We start from the raw sequence: 17,164 nt of genomic DNA, 5'->3' as shown, positions 1-17,164 counted from the left end.
CGGGCCAGACTCCCGGGAGAGACTGGCTCAGCGCAACCGAACGGCCGTGCCGCTGGCGGTAACCATCAGCATGGATTCTCCGACGACCTCGTAGTCGATATCGACCCCGACCACGGCGTCCGCGCCCAGCCGCGCCGCCTCGGCCACCAGCTCCCGGAGACATTCTTCCCGGCCCTCACGCAGCTTGGACTCATAAGAACCTGCCCGGCCGCCGATCAGGTCCGTGATCGAGGCGGCGAGGTCACGGAAAAAGTTGGCGCCCATGATGGCCTCGGCGCTTACAATCCCGAGGTACTCGGCGATCTGGCGCCCCTCAACGGAAGGGGTCGTCGTCACGATCATCCCTGCATTCCTCCCCCTGTGCGCATCCGATTCCGGTCTCATCTGCCTGTTAGGAGCGCGTGCGGCGCGGGAAAGGTTCACAGCCAGACCCTGCCCCCGGACGGGGGCTGAGAGGTGGGGACGCAGCCCATCCGTTCTGTTCGCAGCCACTGTTGACGCCAGGCGCCAAGCGCCAGGTGCCAGGTGCCAAGTACCAGGTGCCAAGTGCCAAGTGCCAAATGCCAGGTGCCAAATGCCAGGTGCCAAATGCCAGGTGCCAGGCGCCAGGCGCCAGGCGCCGGGCGCCGGGGCGCCGGGCGGCGGCGGGAGGTGGTCCATCTGCTCGCTCTCGAGCCAGTGTGGCCTGTGGAAGGAAGTGCCCGTAGCGAAGGGGCCCGGCGACCCCAGGACAGAGGGCACCAGCGGCGCGTCGAAACTGGGCCGAACGATGGCAGGCCGAGGCCGTCACCGCGCGCTCACGGCAGTCCACGGTCCATCAGGTCGGCGGCACCCCCCAGTCAGCGGGTCTGCGCAGCAAGGCGCGCCCGTCCGCCGATGCCATGTTCGCCCCAGCAGGAAACTCCACGATCCGCACGATGTCGCGGAACCACGCCAGGTAATGGCCCAGGTACTTGGTGGCTACACCGCGGAAACGGCGAAGCCACCAAATCGGGAGGTTGGGAAAACGGACCTCCGGTGTGGTCACCTCCTCAGCCCCACGGCTCGCGCCACCCTCCTCGGCGCCGCGAAGGCACTGGAACCAGCGGCTCACGGCGGCAACCCCATCGTGATGTTCGCAGCCCAGCGTTTCACAGGCCCGCCGGTACTCGGATCCGCCGAACGCAAACACGCGTGAACCGGGCCGGATCAACCTGGCGAGGCCGGCCGCCACCATCTCCGCGTTGCGCCTGCCCTGCCCCAGGATGTCGAACTCATACCCGGTGTCGGTCTCAGCCACCATCACGTGCAGCGGCCTGCCATCGATCAAGAGCCGGAAGCGGCGCCGGCCGGCTGACTGGCCCGATCGCACCCGGCCGACGGGCTCCTCCCCCTTGCGGACGACGTTCCAGTACCCCCAGCTACCCGGGCCGTGGCAGACTCTGCTGCCCTTTTCTGAGTACTTCACAAGAAAGGTCTCCACCCTGACGTCGCCGGACAGCGGCTTCCGGTCGCGGGCGCTCAGCACCGTCAGGGCGCGGTGGCGCCAGCGGAACGCCGTCGACACGCTGATGTTCAGGCGGGACGCGACCCGCCGCAGCGGCAGGCTCTCCGCGAGGAGTTCGATCATGGCCTGCCAAGCCGAGGGTTTGTGGAGCCGGTAGCTCGGGGTACCGGTGTTCCGGCTGAACGTTCGGCAGCAGGCCCCGCAGCGGTAGCGCTGCACACGCCGACCAGACGCCGTCCGGAACCCGCCGCATCGGGTCACCTGCCCTGTTGCCCCACACCAGGGACACGCCTTCGGCGTCCATCCTTCCTGCCCAACCGGCGGGGACGGTGCAAGGGACGGTGCAGGGGACGGCCTCAGGCCGGGCAACCGGGCAGACATCGTGGAGGCACCTCCCGTTTCGGGATCCGAGTTCCATTGTAGCGAACACGAGTTCGTTGTCCAGACCGGGACAGATCACCCGTGCGGGTGATCTCGACGAACCGGCGGCATCCGGGCGGGCCGGCAGGATGGCGGGCGACACCAACAGTCGGTGCGAACAGAACGGATAGTCCAGAGACCCTACGGGTGCCTGGCCCCCCTCCCGAACCGCGGCCGGTCCTTCTCCACCCGCCCGCCCCGCAACGTTCGGACCGGAGGGATGGGCGCGGAAAAAGGGAGCACCGACGCGGGTCGGTGCTCCCTTCACGTGCGGATCACTTGAACAGCGCCTGGCAGGCGAGCCGGTGCCCCTTCTCCAAGCGGTCGCCCAGCTGCCGGCGCTCGAACTCGGTGGGCTCAGTAAGAAGGAAGGCCGTATCCTTCGGCCACTGCACCAGGCACTGCTCGGTGGTGTGCGCCCTGCCGTCGCAGTCACAGGTGACGGGGACGCCCTGCTCCACCAGAGCGTCGATCAGCCGCATGCCAGAACGGGTGTGAACCAGGTACTCTTCGTCTCTGTACTTGATTCGCCGCATTCCGTGTCCCCTCCCTCCCCAGCATGATACCACTTGACGAAATCCAACAGCAAGAGAGACCGGCCGCAGCCGGTCTCTCCCCAGTGGACTCCGCTTACGCCGACTTGCTGGCGCTCTCGCCCGAGGACTTGCTCTCGCCGGACTTGCTCTCGGACTTGCCGGACGCCCGGGCCTTGTCCAGGCTCGTCAGCTTCTGCCCCACCGCAATATGCCCGTTCTCCAGACCGTGCGCAGCGAAGGCGGAGACCAGCCGCCTTGCGCCAACGTGCCCGCACTCAGGGCACTTCTGATTCTCACCCGTGGTATTCAGCGGGACCAGTTCTTCGAAGAGGTGATTGCATGCGTTGCACCTGAACTCGTAGATCGGCATGCCTGTCTCCCCCCTTGCTGAGGAATCATGACGTAATTTTACCTGGGTGGGAATACAGATTCAAGGGGCAGTTAGCACTCGGAGACGATGAGTGCTAACTACGCCTTCGGCTTCACCACAGGCACCCCGGCCAGGCAGAGCGGACACCGATCCGGCGGCCAGGACTCCACGTCCACCCGGATCAGCGGGCGCAGGGGCACGCCGAAATCAACGGCGCCCCGTGAGCGGTCCACGATGCAGCCGACGCCGACCAGCGCCGGCTGATACGCCTGAAGGGCTGCGATGGCCTTGACAACCGACCCGCCGGTGGTGATCGCGTCCTCCACCACCAACACCCGTTCGCCGGACCGCAGCCGCCACTGACGCTTCAGCGCCATGCCGCCGTCCTCCGTCTTCTCCGTGAAGATGGCCCGGACGGGCCGACCGGTCAGCCGCTCCAGCTGGCGGGCCACCTCGTAAGCCAGAATGATGCCGCCCGTCGCCGGTCCCACGACGGTTTCCACTTCGTCCTCCTGAAACCGTGCCGCCAGGGCGCGGCACAGCCGCTCGGTCTGCAGAGGGTGCTGGAGCGTGTGCGGCATGAGGAAGAAGCGGTCCGAGTGGCGCCCCGAAGTCAGCTGAAAGTGGCCCTCCAGCAGGGCCCCGGTGGCGCGCAGGATGTCCAGCACCTCCTCAGGGGTCAAGCCAAGCGTCATGGGCCGTCCTCCTCCATGGCCTTCGTCGTTGCCGTCACCAGCCACAAGACCTTCGGATCCCCCGCTCGGTGGGTACGGCGGGTCAGCCCCGCGCGGCGCCCACCAGCGCGCGTACGTTCCGAAACCCGTGCTCTCCCATAAATCGGGCCAGTTCCTCCGCGATCGTGAGGGGCGCCCGCGGGTCGATGAAGCAGGCGGTGCCCACCTGGACGGCCGATGCCCCGGCCATCAGGAACTCGGCGGCGTCCTCGCCGGACATGATGCCGCCGACGCCGATCACCGGCACCTTCACCGCCCCGGCCACCTGCCAGACCATCCGCAGGGCGACGGGCTTGATCGCGGGGCCGGACAGGCCGCCGAAGACGTTGCCCAGGTGCGGCCTGCCGCGCCGGATGTCGATGGACATGCCCTGGAGGGTGTTGATCACCGACAGCCCGTCGGCGCCGGCGTCCTCCACCGCCCGGGCGATCGCCACGACGTCGGCGACGTTGGGGGAGAGCTTCACGATGAGCGGCAGGGTGGTGGCCTTCCGCACGGCGGCCGTGACCGCGGCCGCGCTCCCAGGGGTGGTCCCGAAGGCCATCCCCCCCTCCTTCACGTTGGGGCAGGAGATGTTCAGCTCCACCGCGGCCACACCTGTCCCCTCGAGCCGCCTGGCCACGGCGACGTACTCCTCCACCGTCCGGCCGACGATGTTGACGATCACCGTCGCCCCCTGCTCCTGCAGCCACGGCCAGTCCACCGTCAGGAAGTGGTCGACCCCGGGATTCTGCAGGCCGATGGCGTTTAGCATGCCGCCGGGCGTCTCCACCACCCGGATCCCCGGGTTGCCCGTCCAGGGCTCGATGGACGTGCCCTTGACGCAGATCGCACCGACCCGGGAGAGGTCCAACACGCCGGCGAACTCCCGACCGTAACCGAAGCAGCCGGATGCGGCCCAGACGGGGGTACGGAAGGTCCGGCCGAACAGTTGGACGGCCAGGTCAGGCTGATCAGAAGCCACCGAGGACCACCTCCTCCGCGGGGAAGACGGGCCCGTCCTGACACGTCTTCAGGTAGCCCCCGCCGGCCCGGGGCACCGTGCAGCCGAGGCAGGCGCCGAAGCCGCACCCCATGAACCGCTCCACCGAGACGAAGCACGGGACGCCGGCTGCGGTGCACAGCTCCTTCACCGCCGCCAGCATCGGCTCGGGGCCGCACGCCCAGACCTCGCCGACCGGGTTGGCCGCGCCCGGCCGGCCTGCTGCTGCGGCCGCGCCATGGCGAAGCATCCGGTCCAGGGGCTCCGTGACGATGCCCTGCTGCCCCGCCGACCCGTCGTCGGTCACCGTGACCACGGGCATCCCGCTGGCCGCCACCTCCCGGGCGCCGGCCAGGTAGCGGGCGGTCCGGGCACCCAGGATCGCCACGGCGTCGCGCCGGGCCTGGGCCGCCCAGCGGGCCGCGGCCGCCATGGGCGGGATGCCCAGGCCGCCGCCGACCAGCACCAGGAGCCCCCGTCCGGCCCGCGGGTCGGGGAAGGAGCGGCCCAGGGGGCCCAGCAGATCCAGTTCCGCGCCGGCCGGGACCGACGACAGCACCCGGGTCCCCCGCCCCACCACCCGGTAGATCAGGGTGATCTCCCCCTCCTCGGGCCGGATCTCGCAGAGCGAGAACGGCCGCCGCAGCAGCGGATCGATTGCAGGGGCCGACGGCCGCAGTGCCACGGGCACGGGATGGACCTGCACGAACTGCCCGGGGGCCGCCCGGCGGGCGATCTCCGGGGCGTGGAGCGTCAGCCGGCAGATCTCGCCGTCGCCCTCGTGGGCCAGCACCCGCCCGGCCTCCCTGACCCACGCGGCCTGGACCTGTGCGCGCCGATGGGCCTTGTCGGGCGGCTTCATCCGGCGATCACCTTCATCTCCAGCATCCGCAGCCGGCCGCCCACCACGGTGGCGTAGGGGGCGCCGGTGAGCGTCCACCCGATGAAGGGCGAGTTGCGGGACTTGGAGGCCATCTCGTCTGCGCTCACCGTCCAGGTGCGATCCAGGTCCAGCACCGTGATATCGGCCTCAGCCCCCTCCCGGAGCGCGGGCGGGGTCCGGTTGATCAGCCGGGCGGGGCGGGTGGACAGCATGAGGATCAGTTGCTCCAGCCGGATCAGGCCCGGGCGCACCAGTCGGTCCAGGGCCAGGCCCACCGCCGTCTCCAGCCCGGTGATGCCGAAGGCCGCCAGCGGGTACTCCACATCCTTCTCATCCACGTGATGCGGGGCGTGATCGGTGGCGATCACGTCGATGGTCCCGTCGGCCAGCCCCTCCAGGATGGCCTGCCGGTCCGCCTCCTCCCGGAGGGGCGGGTTCATCTTGGTGTTGGGGGAGTAGGCCATGTCGGCCACCGCCTGGTCCGTGAGGGTGAAGTGGTGGGGCGTGGCCTCCGCCGTCACCCGGGCGCCCTGCGCCTTGCCCCAGCGGACCAGCTCCACCGACCGGCGGCTGGACAGGTGCTGCAGGTGAACCCGGGCGCCGGTCTCCAGCGCCAGCAGGATGTCACGGGCGACGTGCACCTCCTCGGCGGCGGCGGGAATCCCCTTCAGGCCCAGCAGGGAGGACACCCGCCCCTCGTGCATGGCGCCGCCGGCAGAGAGCGACCGGTCTTCGCAGTGGTCCATCACCGGCAGGTCGAACTGCCGGGCGTAGATCATCGCCTGGCGCATCGTCTCCGCCCGGTCCACGGGCTTGCCGTCGTCGGTGACGGCGACGGCGCCCGCCCGGGCCATCTCGCCGATCTCGGCCAGCTCCTCGCCCTGCGACCCCTTGGTGATGGCGCCGGCGGGCCACACGCGGCAGAGCCCCTCCCGGCCCGCCAGGTCCAGCACGTGCGCGACCAGAGGTGCGCTGTCGATGACGGGGCGGGTGTTGGGCATGCAGACGACGCCGACGAACCCGCCCCGCACCGCGGCCGCGGTCCCGGTCCGCATGTCTTCCTTATACTCCTGGCCCGGCACCCGCAGGTGTACGTGGACGTCGATGAACCCCGGCGCCACCACCTTGCCCGACGCCTCGATCACCGTCGCGCCCGGCGGGACCGGCAGCCCCTCCCCGATGGCCCGGATCCGCCCGTCCGCCACCAGCACGTCGGCCACCCGGTCCACCCCGTTGGCGGGGTCCAGGAGCCGGCCGCCGCGGATCAGCAGACTGCTCACGCCGCCTCCCCCCCTCCCAGCAGCAGGTAGAGAAGGGCCATGCGCACCGCCACGCCGTTGGTCACCTGCTCCAGGATCGCCGACTGCGGGCCGTCCGCCACCGCCGTGCTGATCTCGACCCCCCGGTTGAGCGGGCCGGGATGCATGAGCAGCGCATCGGGCCTGGCCAGCCGCAGCCGCTCCGGCGTGACGCCCCAGAACCGGTGGTACTCGGCCACGGTGGGGAAGAGCCCCTTCTGCTGCCGCTCCAGCTGCAGGCGGAGGACGATCACCACGTCCGCCCCCTCCAGCGCCTCCTCCACCCGGGTGGTGGTGCGGACGCCCCACTCCTCGAAGCCGCGTGCCAGGAGCGTGGAGGGGCCGGCCAGCCAGACCTCGGCGCCGTACTTGGTCAGGGCGAAGATGTCGGACCGGGCGACCCGGCTGTGGTACGAGTCGCCGATGATGGCGACCTTGAGTCCCTTGAAGCGGCCCTTCCGCTGCCGGATGGTGAGCATGTCCAATAGCCCCTGCGTCGGGTGCTCGTGCAGGCCGTCGCCGGCGTTGATGACCGAGGCCCGCAGCGCCCGGGCGAGCAGGTGGGGCGCGCCGCCCATGCTGTGGCGCAGCACCACGGCGTCGATGCCCATGGCCTCCAGGTTGCGGGCCGTGTCCTTCAGGGTCTCGCCCTTCTGGACCGAGCTGGTGGACGCGGAGATGGTGATGACATCTGCCCCCAGGTACTTGCCCGCCAGCTCGAACGACTTGGCGGTGCGGGTGGAGGGCTCGTAGAACAGGGTCGCGAGCGCCTTGCCCCGCAGGGTCGGCACCTTCTTGATCGGCCGGGTGGCCAGATCCTTCAGGGCCTCTGCCGTATCCAGGATCAGGTCGATCTCCTCGACCGTCATGTCCCGGAGCCCCAGGATGTCCTTCCGCTTCAGCCTGGCCATGCCGCAACCCTACCCCTCGTTGTCGAAGAGGGCGACGTAATCCTCGCCGTCGATCTCCACCACGTTGACCTCCACCCGCTCCCGGCGGGAAGTGGGCACGTTCTTGCCGACGTAGTCAGGCCGGATGGGCAGCTCCCGATGGCCGCGGTCCACCAGGACCGCGAGCTGGATGGCGGACGGCCGGCCGATGTCCAGCAGCGCGTCCAGGGCCGCCCGGACCGTGCGGCCGGTGTAGATCACGTCGTCGACCAGCACCACCACCCGGCCGGGCAGCGTGAAGTTGACCTCGCTCTTGTGGACCACCGGCAGGGTGCCCAGCTCCGTCAGGTCGTCCCGGTACAGGGTGATGTCCAGGCTGCCTACGGGCACGTCCCGGCCTTCGAACTCCTTCAGCCGCTCGGCCAGCCGCTGCGCCAGGGGGATGCCCCGGCGGCGGATGCCCACCAGGGCCACGTGTTCCGTCCCCTTGTTCCGCTCGATGATCTCGTGGGCGATGCGGGACAGCGCCCTCCGCATCTGGTTGGCGTCCATCAGGATCGCCTTGGGCTCAGGCTTGGTCACGGAGCCACCTCCTCATGGGCATGAAAAAACCTCCTCGCCCGTCACCGGCAAGGAGGTCTACTGTCTCACACTGCGCCCAGGCGCGGCAAGGGCCGCGCGCGTCAGGGCCTGCGGTCCAGTATGGTGCTCCTTACCAGCCTCACGGGACTGGGTTAAAGCAGCATGTCCTTCGTTGAACATACCACCGGGGGCCCGCGAAATCAAGGGGGCTGGAGCAGAGGCGCGTTACCTTCCGGCGTCGGCGGCGTTTATCCCGGTAGAGGAACGCCCCCGCGCCTGGAAGCGCAGGCCCGATGCGGATGGGCCGCACCGGCGGGGGCGGGGGAGGTTGGAATCATGCTGAGGGTACGGAAGTGGCCCATCGCAGCGCTGGTGCTGGCTGCGCTGCTTTCCGCCTGCAGCGCGGGAGCCGGCTCGCCTGCCGGGGAGACGGACGCGGGCAGCGCCCCCGCCGGTTCGGGGGCACCGGCCGGAGACACCGCGCCGGGCGCTTTACCCGCCGTCCTGGCGGAGCAGGTGACGGACGGGCTGGTCCGCATCGCGTTCGCCGCCGGCGACACCATCGACCGGCCGGGGATCTACCTGCTCGACACCGCCACCGGCCAGGGTGAGGGCTGGCTGCCGCCGCCGGAGGATGACTGGACCTACTTCTTCGGGCAGGTCACCGACGACAACCGGTTCCTCATCGGCACGGCGTATCAGGAGGACGACGGGTACATCGTCGACCGGCAGACCGGCGCCATGTGGCGGTGGGACGCGTCCCGCTACCGACTCCTGCTGGCCGCCGAGCAGGGGTTCCTGTTCGCGGAGCTGGCGGAGGAGCCGGACGGCTTCCGGGACGAGACCGGCCGCCTGATCTGGACCGGGCCGGACCTGCGGGTGCGGCACACCTTCGTCCTGGCGGATCCCGTGCGCTCCGCCGTCCTGGCGCCCGACGGCCGCCGGGCGGCCATCCTCCTGTCCCGGGGCGAGGTCATCGCGCTTGACCTGGAGAGCGGCGCCGCCGTGACGCTGGCCGACCTGCAGCTCGGCCCCGACGCCTGGCCGGCGATGGCGCCCTTCGACGACCTGCTGCAGGTCGCTGTGGAGATCCCGGACGATCAGGCGCCGCCCGCCGCGCAGCCGCACCGGCTGGTCCGGCTGGACTGGGACGGTACGGTGATCGCCGACCTGAGGGCGCCGGGTTATCCCCTCACCTTCTCGCCCGACGGGCGGTGGATGACCTGGGTGGAGTGGCCGGTGGACCGGCTGGCCCCCGTGACGGTGGTGGCGGACGCCTGGACGCTGGAGCCCGGGCTCCGGGCGTTCGGCGTCACCACGTGCTTCCCCGCGGTGGGCAGCGGGGGCGCCCGCTGGCTGAGCGACGGCTCCGGGCTGGTGGTGCATTCGTCGGATGGATACCGCCTCCTCACGCCGGCCGGTGAACTGCGGGCCCTCCCGGCGTTTTCCGGTCAGGACTGGAAGGGTGAACCGCAGCCTGCGCCGGATGACCCGGACCTGTTCGCCCTGGGGCGCATCGCCGTCTCCGACGGGGCGGGCACGGACCAGATGGGCATCACGCTGGAGGGGTTCGTCACACCGTACGGGCACGTGAACCCGTGGGGCCGGGACAGCGCGGTGCTGCGGTTCGTCCTGCCGCCCAAGCCCGGCGGCGGAATGTGCGAGGAGCGGCCGCCGATGGAGACGGCCGTCCAGGTGCAGGCGGGCCCCATCCCCGAATTCCCGCTGGTCGTCGCCGGGGTGGAGGGTTGCCTCCCCCTCATCCCCCGCGAGTTCGGCACGGGTGAGGCCTGCCTCCCCAACGGGACCCGGCTCGTCCCGTACCGCCCCCGGTCGGACGTGCCGGCCCTGGGCTGGTACGCGGACGCCTGGCGCCTCTGGGTGCGGACGGAGGACGGACAGATCGGGGAGATCTCGCTGGAGGGCACCCCACTGCGCTGGGCGCTGGACTGACGACCCCGGGTCGTATGTACGGCGCGGCCCCCACCACGGGGGCCGCGCCCTCTACATGAGGAACTGCTTGATCTCCTCCGCGCTGTACCCGATCTCGGCCAGCACCTCCGCCGTGTGCTCCCCCCACCGGGGCGGAGGGCGGCGGACAGTCGCCGGCGTGTCGCTGAACTTGAACGGGATGCCGATGAGGGAGATCAACCCGGCCACCGGATGGTTGCATTCCACCTTCATCCCCCGGGCCAGCACCTGCGGGTCGGCGAAGACCTCGGGGATGGTGCGCACGGGCCCGGAGGGGACGCCGGCTGCCCGCATGGCCGCAAGCCATTCGGCCGCCGGACGGGTGCGCAGCTCCCGGGCGATGAGCCCCACCAGTTCCCGCCGGTGCCGCAGCCTTGCCGGGTTGGTGGCGAACCGCTCGTCCGCCGCCCACTCCGGCCGGCCCAACACAGCGCAAAAGCGCGCAAACTGCGCATCGTTGCCCACGCCGACGACGATGGGCCGGTCGGCGGCGTGGAAGAGTTCGTACGGGACGATCGACGCGTGGGCGTTGCCCCAGCGCCGGGGCGGCTGGCCGCTCACCAGGTAGGACTGGCCCACGTTGGCCAGCCAGGCCACCTGGGTCTCCAGCAGCGAGAGGTCCACCCGCTGCCCCCGGCCGGTCGCCTGCCGGGCGATCAGGGCGGCGCAGATGGCGAAGGCGGCCATCATCCCGGTGGTCAGGTCGGTGACGGCCACGCCCACCTTCATCGGGTCGCCCTCCGGCTCGCCGGTGATGGACATGATCCCGCCGACGGCCTGTGCCACGAAGTCGTAGCCCGGCAGGTCGGCGTCCGGCCCCGTCCGGCCGTAACCTGAAATGCTCGCGTAGACCAGCCGGGGATTCAGCGGGCGCAGCACGTCTTCGTACCCCAGGCCCCAGCGCTCCATGGTGCCGGGCTTGAAGTTCTCGATGAGCACGTCCGCCCGGGCGACCAGCCGGCAGAGCGCCTCCTGCCCGTGCGGGGTGGTCAGGTCCAGCACGATCCCCCGCTTGTTCCGGTTGCACGACACATAATAGGCGCTGTCGCCCGGACGGCCGGGCTGCGGTTCGCAGCCAGCCAGAAAGGGCGGTCCCCAGGCCCGGGTGTCGTCCCCGGCCGGTGACTCCACCTTGATCACGTCCGCCCCGGCGTCGCCCAGCATCTGGGCGCAGTAGGGGCCCGCCAACACCCGGGAGAGGTCCAGCACCCGGATGCCCGCGAGGGGCCCCGCAGCACCGGAAGCAGAGGAGCCTGCACCGGCGGTCGCCAGAGGTTCCGAACCCGCAGAGACGGGGCGTCCGGAAGGCCGAGCATCCACCAGCGCTCCCGGATTACCAGGCAAGAAGCCCATCGGCCAGGGCCCTCCCGATGATGCCCTTCTGGATCTGGCTGGTCCCCTCGACGATCGTGAGCTGCCGGGCGTCCCGGACGAAGCGGGCCATCGGGTAGTCCTCCATGTAGCCCACGGCGCCCATCATCTGCAGGCAGTCGTTGGCCGCCTTCACCGCCAGCTCCGTCGCCTTCAGCTTCGCCATGGAGAGGAAGTGGGCCGCCTCCCGGCCTACCCGCCCCTGGTCGACCAGGGAGGCCGCCCGGTAGGTGAGCAGCCGGCACGCCTCGATCTCCGCGGCCAGCTCGGCCGCCATCCACTGCAGCCCCTGGTGCTCGATGAGCGGCCTGCCAAAGGTCTGCCGGGTCCGGGCGTACTCCAGCCAGTACATGAGGGCGCCCTCGGCCAGCCCGAGCCCCCGGGCCGCCACCACCGGGCGGACGGCGTTCAGGTTCTGCATGATCAGTTTGAAGCCCTCGTTCTCCTGCCCCACGAGGCTGCTCACCGGCACCTCCACGTCCTCGAAAATCACCTGGTGCACCGGCAGCCCCCGCACGCCCATCTTGTGCTCCTTCCTGCCCACCGTGACGCCGGGGGTGTCCCGATCCACCACGAACACGGAGAAACCCCGGGCCCCCGGCACGTCGGTCCGGGTCTTCGCCGCGACCACGAAGAAGTCCGCGGCACCTGCGCCGCTGATCCAGCTCTTGGTGCCCTGGATCACGTACCGGTCGCCCTTGCGCACGGCCCGGGTGCGGATCGCCTGCGCGTCGGACCCCGCGTCGGGCTCCGACAGGCAGAACGCGCCCCGGCGCCGGCCCGTCGCGGTGCCCTCCAGGTACTCCCGCTTCTGCGCCTCAGTGCCGGCCAGCGAGATCGCCATGGTGCTGAGGCGGGTGAGCAGCAGCATCAGCCCTGCCGTGCAGCAGTGCTTGGCCACCTCCTCCACCGCCAGCACCAGGCCCAGGCATCCCAGGCCCGCGCCCCCGTACTCCTCCGGGATCGCCACGCCCAGGAGCCCGGTCTCCTTGAAGGCCTGGAAGTAGTCCTCCGGGTACACCCCTTCCGCGTCCACCTGGGCGGCCCGGGGGGCAATCACGTCCCGGCCGACCTGCCGCGCCAGGCGCACCAACTCCTGCTGCTCCGGGCTCAGCTCGAACTGCACGGAATGCTCCCTCCCCGCTCCTGCTCGCTCCTCCCCGGCGCCGGGGCCGGGCAAGGTCTGTCCTTCTGAGACGTATGAAACTCTCAAAAGGTTTAGACGCCAAATCCGCCAGCCCCTGCTCCCGGCGCCGCTTCGGATCCGCCGGCCGCTGCATGCAGCCCCACCCGCCGACACATGCTAGTGCAGGAAAAGGAAGGGGGCGATGCACATTCTCGCCGCATCGACGGAAGAGCTGCGGGCGTTGGGGGCGGAACTGACGGCGCGGGAGATCGCCCAGCAGCCGGAGCTCTGGGCGGAGACCTTCGCCGCCTACCGGGAGCAACAGGAGCGGATCGAGCGTTTCCTGCACGACGTCACCCGCCGGCACGGGCGGTTGCGGGTGCTCTTCGCCGGGGCAGGCAGCTCCGCCTACGTCGGCGACGTCCTGCTGCCGTTCGTGAAGCTGTCGGGCGATGAGGGGGCCTTCGAGTTCCAGGCCACCCCCACCACGAGCATCGTCAGCAACCCCGCTTCGTACCTGAGACGGGACCTCCCCACCCTCCTGGTCAGCTTCGCCCGCAGCGGCAACAGCCCGGAGAGCACCGCCGCCGTGGCCCTGGCCCGGGATCTGGTACAGGACCTGTATCAGATCACCCTCACCTGCGCACCGGAAGGGCAGCTGGCCCGGCAGGCCGGGGGCGACCCCCGCAACCTGCTCTGGCTCATGCCGGAGCGGTCCAACGACCAGGGCTTCGCGATGACCGGCAGCTTCACGTGCATGACGCTGGCCGGCCTGCTGATCTTCGACCGTCGCCCGCTGGACGAGAAGGCCCGGCTGGTGGACCAGATCTGCGCGATGGGGCAGGAGGTCATCGCCCGGGAGCCCGAGATCGGGGCGCTGGCGAACCTCGGCTTCCGGCGCATCGTCTACCTGGGATCGGGACCCCTGGCGGGCATCGCCCGGGAGGCGCAACTGAAGATCCTGGAGCTCACGGCCGGCAAGATCGCCACCGCCTTCGACACGCCCCTGGGCTTCCGGCACGGGCCCAAGTCCTTCGTGGACGAGCACTCGGCGGTCTTCGTCCTGGTGGCCAACGACCCCTACACCCGGAAGTACGACCTGGACATGCTGCGGGAGCTGCGGGCGGACGGCATCGCCCGGGCGGTCTGCGCCGTGGCGGTCAAACACGGCGGGGACGAGGACGCGGGCGCAGGGGCGCCGCAGCCCTCGTTCCGCTTCCCTGCCGCCCACGCCGGCGTGCCTGACGGGTACCTGGCCCTGCCCTACACCGTTTTCGGCCAGATCCTGGCTCTGCACGCCGCGGTGAGACTGGGCAACCGGCCCGACACCCCGAGCCCCACCGGCACGGTGAACCGGGTGGTCAGGGGCGTCACGATCCACGCCTTCCCCGTGGCGGGGGATGGGTGAGCGGGAAGGGATGGGGTTGAACGGATGATCGGATGCATCGTTACCGGCCACGGCGAGTTCGCCGGGGGACTGGCCCAGGCGCTGACGATGATCGCCGGGGAGCAGGAGCACTTCGAGCTGGTGCCCTTCCGGGAGACGGAGCCCCTGGACGGGTTCGCCGAGCGGATGAAGGCGGCCCTGCAGCGGCTGCTCGGGCAGACCGACGGGGTACTCATCTTCACGGATCTCCTGGGCGGCACCCCCTTCCGGACGGCCATGCTGGCGGCGGCCGGGCACGAGAACGTCGCGGTGCTGACCGGGACCAACCTGCCCATGCTGATCGAGATCGGCCTCATGCGGTCTGCGCAGTCGGACGTGCAGGCGCTGGCCCGGACGGCCGAGGAGGCGGGCCGGGCCGGGATACAGGCGGCCCGGCTGGAGCCGGGAGGATCGGCCCCGCCCAGCGGCGCGGGGAGCGACGACGACAGCGAGGGGATCTGAGGATGTGGGAGAGCATTCTGGCGGCATCCATCGTGATGCTTGCCTTCGTGCTGGTCACGCTGGCGATCTGGTACGCCCTCGCCATCCGGGGGCTGCGGCGGCAACGGGAGCAATTCGCCCGGCTGCACGCGGAACTGGCGCCGGGGCAGGTGGTGACCTTCGGCAACGGCATCTACGGCACCACGGTGGCGGTGTACGAAGACACGGCGGACATCCAGGTCAAGTCCGGCGCCGTGCTGACGGTCTCCCGCTACGCGATCTCGGCCATCGTCAGGAAGGAGAAGCAGCATGCCCAACATCTTGCTGACGCGCATTGACAACCGGCTGATCCACGGCCAGGTGGCGACCCAGTGGTGCTCGTCCATCGGCGCCAACCTGATCCTGGTGGCCAACGACCAGGTCGCCCACGACAAGATGCGCCAGGGGCTCATGGACATGGCGGCCCCGGCCGGCGTCGAGACCCGTTACTTCACCATCGAGAAGACCATCAACGTGATCCACAAGGCGTCGCCGCGGCAGAAGATCTTCATCATCTGCGAGACCCCGCAGGATGTCCTGCGGCTGGTGGAGGGCGGCGTGCCCATCAAGAAGGTCAACATCGGAAACATGCACATGGCAGAGGGCAAGCGGCAGGTGGCGACCTCCGTGGCCGTGGACGACGCCGACGTCGCCGCCTTCCGGCGGCTGCAGGAGCTGGGCGTCGAACTGGAGATCCAGCGGGTGCCGTCCACCCCGCCCGAGGACATCGCCAAGCTGTTCAAGTAGGGGTACCGCAGGAGGAGGCAAGGTAGCAGGATGAGCTTTGAGATCACGGCCCTGCAGATCATCCTGGTCTTCATCGTCACCTTCATCGCCGCGATCGACCAGTTCAACTTCCTGGAGTCGCTGTATCAGCCCATCGTGACCGGCGCGGTGATCGGCGCCATCCTGGGGGATGTGAGGACCGGGCTGATCGTCGGCGGCACCTACCAGCTGATGACCATCGGCAACATGCCGATCGGCGGAGCGCAGCCCCCCAACGCGGTGATCGGCGGCATCATGGCCGCGATCCTGGCCATCACGCTGGGGCTGCAGCCGACCGTGGCCGTGGCCACCGCCATCCCGTTTTCGCTGCTGGGGCAGTACGCGGTGACGCTGCTGTTCACCGCCATGTCGCCCGTGATGTCCTACGCCGACCGGGCGGCGCAGGAGGCCAGCCCGGGCAAGATCGTGGCCATCAACTACTTCGCCATGGCGGTCCTGGGCCTGCTCTTCGGCGTCATCGTCACCCTCTTCTTCGTGGGCGGCGCCGCCTTCGGCAACCGGGTGGTCAGCGCCATCCCGCAGTGGCTCATGAGCGGCCTCAGCGCCGCCGGCGGCATGATGCGCTTCGTCGGCTTTGCGATCCTGCTCAAGGTCATGGCCTCCCGGGACATGTGGGGGTTCTACTTCATGGGCTTCGCCCTGGCCAACATCGTGGCGGGCATCCCGCAGCTGAGCAGCTCGGCCCTGCTGCTCCTGGCCCTGATCGGCTTCGCCCTGGCCTTCTGGGACTTCCAGCACCAGACCGCGCTGAAGGCCGCGGCCGTGAGCGCAGGAGGCGACGACGATGGCATATAGCATTCCCGACCAGTACCGCGACCGGACCCCGGCGCCGCCCCTGGACCGGGCGACGCTCAACCAGATGGCGTGGCGCTCGGTCTTCCTGCAGGCTTCGTTCAACTATGAAAGAATGCAGGCCGCGGGCTGGCTGTACGCCATCCTCCCCGGCCTGCAGAAGATCCACCGGAACAAGGACGACCTGGCGGCCGCGATGTCCCACAACCTGGAGTTCTTCAACACGCACCCGTTCCTGGTCACCTTCGTGATGGGCATCGTGCTGTCGCTGGAGCAGAACAAGGCGGACATCGCCACGATCCGGGCGGTGCGGGTCTCCGCGATGGGCCCGCTGGGCGGTATCGGCGACGCCCTGTTCTGGTTCACGCTGGTGCCGATCACCGCCGGCATCACCTCGAACATGGCCCTCACCGGCAACATCGCCGCCCCCTTCGTCTTCCTCCTGGTCTTCAACGTCGCGCAGTTCGCCATCCGCTACTGGCTGATGCACTGGTCCTACCGGCTGGGCACCGACGCGATCGGGATCCTGACGGCCAATGCCCGCCAGTTCACCCGGGCGGCCTCCATCCTGGGCGTGTTCGTCGTCGGCGCCCTGACGTGCCTCTACGGCGGGACCGCGGTCAACGTCCAGATCCCCAACGGCACCACCTTCGAGGCCGTGCCGATCACCGCCGTCGTCAGCGCCGACCAGCTGGACCGGTACCGGGACCTGCTCTACCAGACGGACCAGAACGGCAACCTGATCCGCGGCGCGGACGGTCAGCCGCAGCTGGCGGAGGGCGCGAGCATCCGGCCGCTGGCGAGCGGCGACTTCCTGATCACGTACAACGAGTACGACGAGGTGCCGGTCACCATCGACGTCCAGGAGATCCTGAACGGCATCCTGCCGAAACTGATCCCCCTGGGCCTGACGCTCCTGCTCTACTTCCTGTTCACCAAGCGCAACTGGACGCCGCTCACGGCCATCGGCTTCCTGCTGGTCCTGGGCCTCATCGGCTCGGGGTTCGGCATCTGGCCGTCCATATGGTAAG

At 70.0% G+C, this 17,164-nt stretch carries 19 protein-coding genes; 7 read left to right on the top strand and 12 right to left on the bottom strand.

Features of this window, described 5'->3' with window-relative positions; all coding sequences use genetic code 11:
- Positions 1-27: 27 nt before the first annotated feature.
- From STH_RS06450 to pyrR, 10 genes are all read right to left on the bottom strand, one after another.
- The gene (locus tag STH_RS06450) at positions 28-342 is read right to left on the bottom strand and encodes a YbjQ family protein (RefSeq protein WP_011195396.1); all 315 of its coding nucleotides are present in this window, start codon (positions 340-342) and stop codon (positions 28-30) included.
- Between the two features lie 475 nt (positions 343-817).
- Positions 818-1,609, bottom strand: a complete 792-nt coding sequence (locus STH_RS17050) for a helix-turn-helix domain-containing protein (RefSeq protein WP_011195395.1) — start codon at positions 1,607-1,609, stop codon at positions 818-820.
- 572 nt (positions 1,610-2,181) lie between these two features.
- Complete coding sequence (locus STH_RS06440) at positions 2,182-2,442, bottom strand: hypothetical protein (protein ID WP_011195394.1); 261 nt, start codon at positions 2,440-2,442, stop codon at positions 2,182-2,184.
- A gap of 94 nt (positions 2,443-2,536) precedes the next feature.
- Positions 2,537-2,812, bottom strand: coding sequence for an FmdB family zinc ribbon protein (locus tag STH_RS17685; RefSeq protein ID WP_011195393.1), 276 nt, complete (start codon positions 2,810-2,812; stop codon positions 2,537-2,539).
- A 98-nt stretch (positions 2,813-2,910) separates the two neighbouring features.
- Positions 2,911-3,507 carry an orotate phosphoribosyltransferase gene (gene pyrE, locus STH_RS06430; protein WP_197525210.1) on the bottom strand — a complete coding sequence of 199 codons (597 nt, stop codon included), beginning with the start codon at positions 3,505-3,507 and terminating at the stop codon, positions 2,911-2,913.
- A gap of 82 nt (positions 3,508-3,589) precedes the next feature.
- Positions 3,590-4,510: a dihydroorotate dehydrogenase gene (locus tag STH_RS06425; protein ID WP_011195391.1), complete on the bottom strand. Its 921-nt coding sequence runs from the start codon at positions 4,508-4,510 to the stop codon at positions 3,590-3,592.
- Positions 4,500-5,390 (bottom strand): dihydroorotate dehydrogenase electron transfer subunit, encoded by an 891-nt coding sequence (locus STH_RS06420; RefSeq protein WP_050742145.1) that lies wholly within the window; start codon positions 5,388-5,390, stop codon positions 4,500-4,502. Before STH_RS06420 ends, STH_RS06425 begins: the two co-directional genes overlap by 11 nt.
- Positions 5,387-6,691, bottom strand: coding sequence for a dihydroorotase (locus tag STH_RS06415; protein ID WP_011195389.1), 1,305 nt, complete (start codon positions 6,689-6,691; stop codon positions 5,387-5,389). Before STH_RS06415 ends, STH_RS06420 begins: the two co-directional genes overlap by 4 nt.
- Positions 6,688-7,620, bottom strand: coding sequence for an aspartate carbamoyltransferase catalytic subunit (locus tag STH_RS06410; protein ID WP_011195388.1), 933 nt, complete (start codon positions 7,618-7,620; stop codon positions 6,688-6,690). The genes STH_RS06415 and STH_RS06410 overlap by 4 nt, the downstream gene beginning before the upstream one ends.
- Before the next feature lie 9 nt (positions 7,621-7,629).
- Complete coding sequence (pyrR, locus tag STH_RS06405; RefSeq protein WP_011195387.1) at positions 7,630-8,181, bottom strand: bifunctional pyr operon transcriptional regulator/uracil phosphoribosyltransferase PyrR; 552 nt, start codon at positions 8,179-8,181, stop codon at positions 7,630-7,632.
- Between the two features lie 336 nt (positions 8,182-8,517).
- On the opposite strand from pyrR, the gene STH_RS06400 reads away from it, so the two are divergent.
- A complete protein-coding gene (locus STH_RS06400; protein ID WP_043713622.1) occupies positions 8,518-10,134 on the top strand; it encodes a hypothetical protein in 1,617 nt (538 codons plus the stop codon).
- Positions 10,135-10,185: 51 nt separating this feature from the next.
- Here STH_RS06400 and STH_RS06395 read toward each other — a convergent pair whose 3' ends face one another.
- Together STH_RS06395 and STH_RS06390 are read right to left on the bottom strand one after the other, a co-directional pair.
- Positions 10,186-11,424 (bottom strand): CaiB/BaiF CoA transferase family protein, encoded by a 1,239-nt coding sequence (locus STH_RS06395; RefSeq protein ID WP_050742372.1) that lies wholly within the window; start codon positions 11,422-11,424, stop codon positions 10,186-10,188.
- Between the two features lie 61 nt (positions 11,425-11,485).
- Complete coding sequence (locus STH_RS06390) at positions 11,486-12,649, bottom strand: acyl-CoA dehydrogenase family protein (protein ID WP_011195384.1); 1,164 nt, start codon at positions 12,647-12,649, stop codon at positions 11,486-11,488.
- A 202-nt stretch (positions 12,650-12,851) separates the two neighbouring features.
- Between STH_RS06390 and STH_RS06385 the strand changes: the two genes are divergently transcribed.
- The 6 genes from STH_RS06385 to STH_RS06360 are packed head-to-tail and all read left to right on the top strand — an operon-like array spanning position 12,852 to position 17,163.
- On the top strand, positions 12,852-14,057 hold the full coding sequence (locus STH_RS06385) for an SIS domain-containing protein (protein WP_011195383.1): 1,206 nt from the start codon (positions 12,852-12,854) through the stop codon (positions 14,055-14,057).
- A 24-nt stretch (positions 14,058-14,081) separates the two neighbouring features.
- Positions 14,082-14,537, top strand: coding sequence for a PTS sugar transporter subunit IIA (locus STH_RS06380; RefSeq protein ID WP_011195382.1), 456 nt, complete (start codon positions 14,082-14,084; stop codon positions 14,535-14,537).
- A 2-nt stretch (positions 14,538-14,539) separates the two neighbouring features.
- Positions 14,540-14,854, top strand: a complete 315-nt coding sequence (yajC, locus tag STH_RS06375; protein ID WP_011195381.1) for a preprotein translocase subunit YajC — start codon at positions 14,540-14,542, stop codon at positions 14,852-14,854.
- Positions 14,826-15,302 carry a PTS galactosamine transporter subunit IIB gene (agaB, locus tag STH_RS06370; protein ID WP_011195380.1) on the top strand — a complete coding sequence of 159 codons (477 nt, stop codon included), beginning with the start codon at positions 14,826-14,828 and terminating at the stop codon, positions 15,300-15,302. The genes yajC and agaB overlap by 29 nt, the downstream gene beginning before the upstream one ends.
- A gap of 30 nt (positions 15,303-15,332) precedes the next feature.
- Complete coding sequence (locus STH_RS06365; protein ID WP_011195379.1) at positions 15,333-16,136, top strand: PTS mannose/fructose/sorbose/N-acetylgalactosamine transporter subunit IIC; 804 nt, start codon at positions 15,333-15,335, stop codon at positions 16,134-16,136.
- Entirely contained in the window at positions 16,126-17,163 is a 1,038-nt protein-coding gene (locus STH_RS06360) for a PTS system mannose/fructose/sorbose family transporter subunit IID (protein ID WP_011195378.1), read from the top strand. The genes STH_RS06365 and STH_RS06360 overlap by 11 nt, the downstream gene beginning before the upstream one ends.
- Position 17,164: the final 1 nt, after the last annotated feature.

Origin of the sequence: Symbiobacterium thermophilum IAM 14863 (assembly GCF_000009905.1) — a bacterium.
GTDB lineage: Bacteria > Bacillota > Sulfobacillia > Symbiobacteriales > Symbiobacteriaceae > Symbiobacterium > Symbiobacterium thermophilum.
Note: the sequence above shows the minus strand (reverse complement) of the source record. Positions and strands in the feature narration are given on the sequence as shown.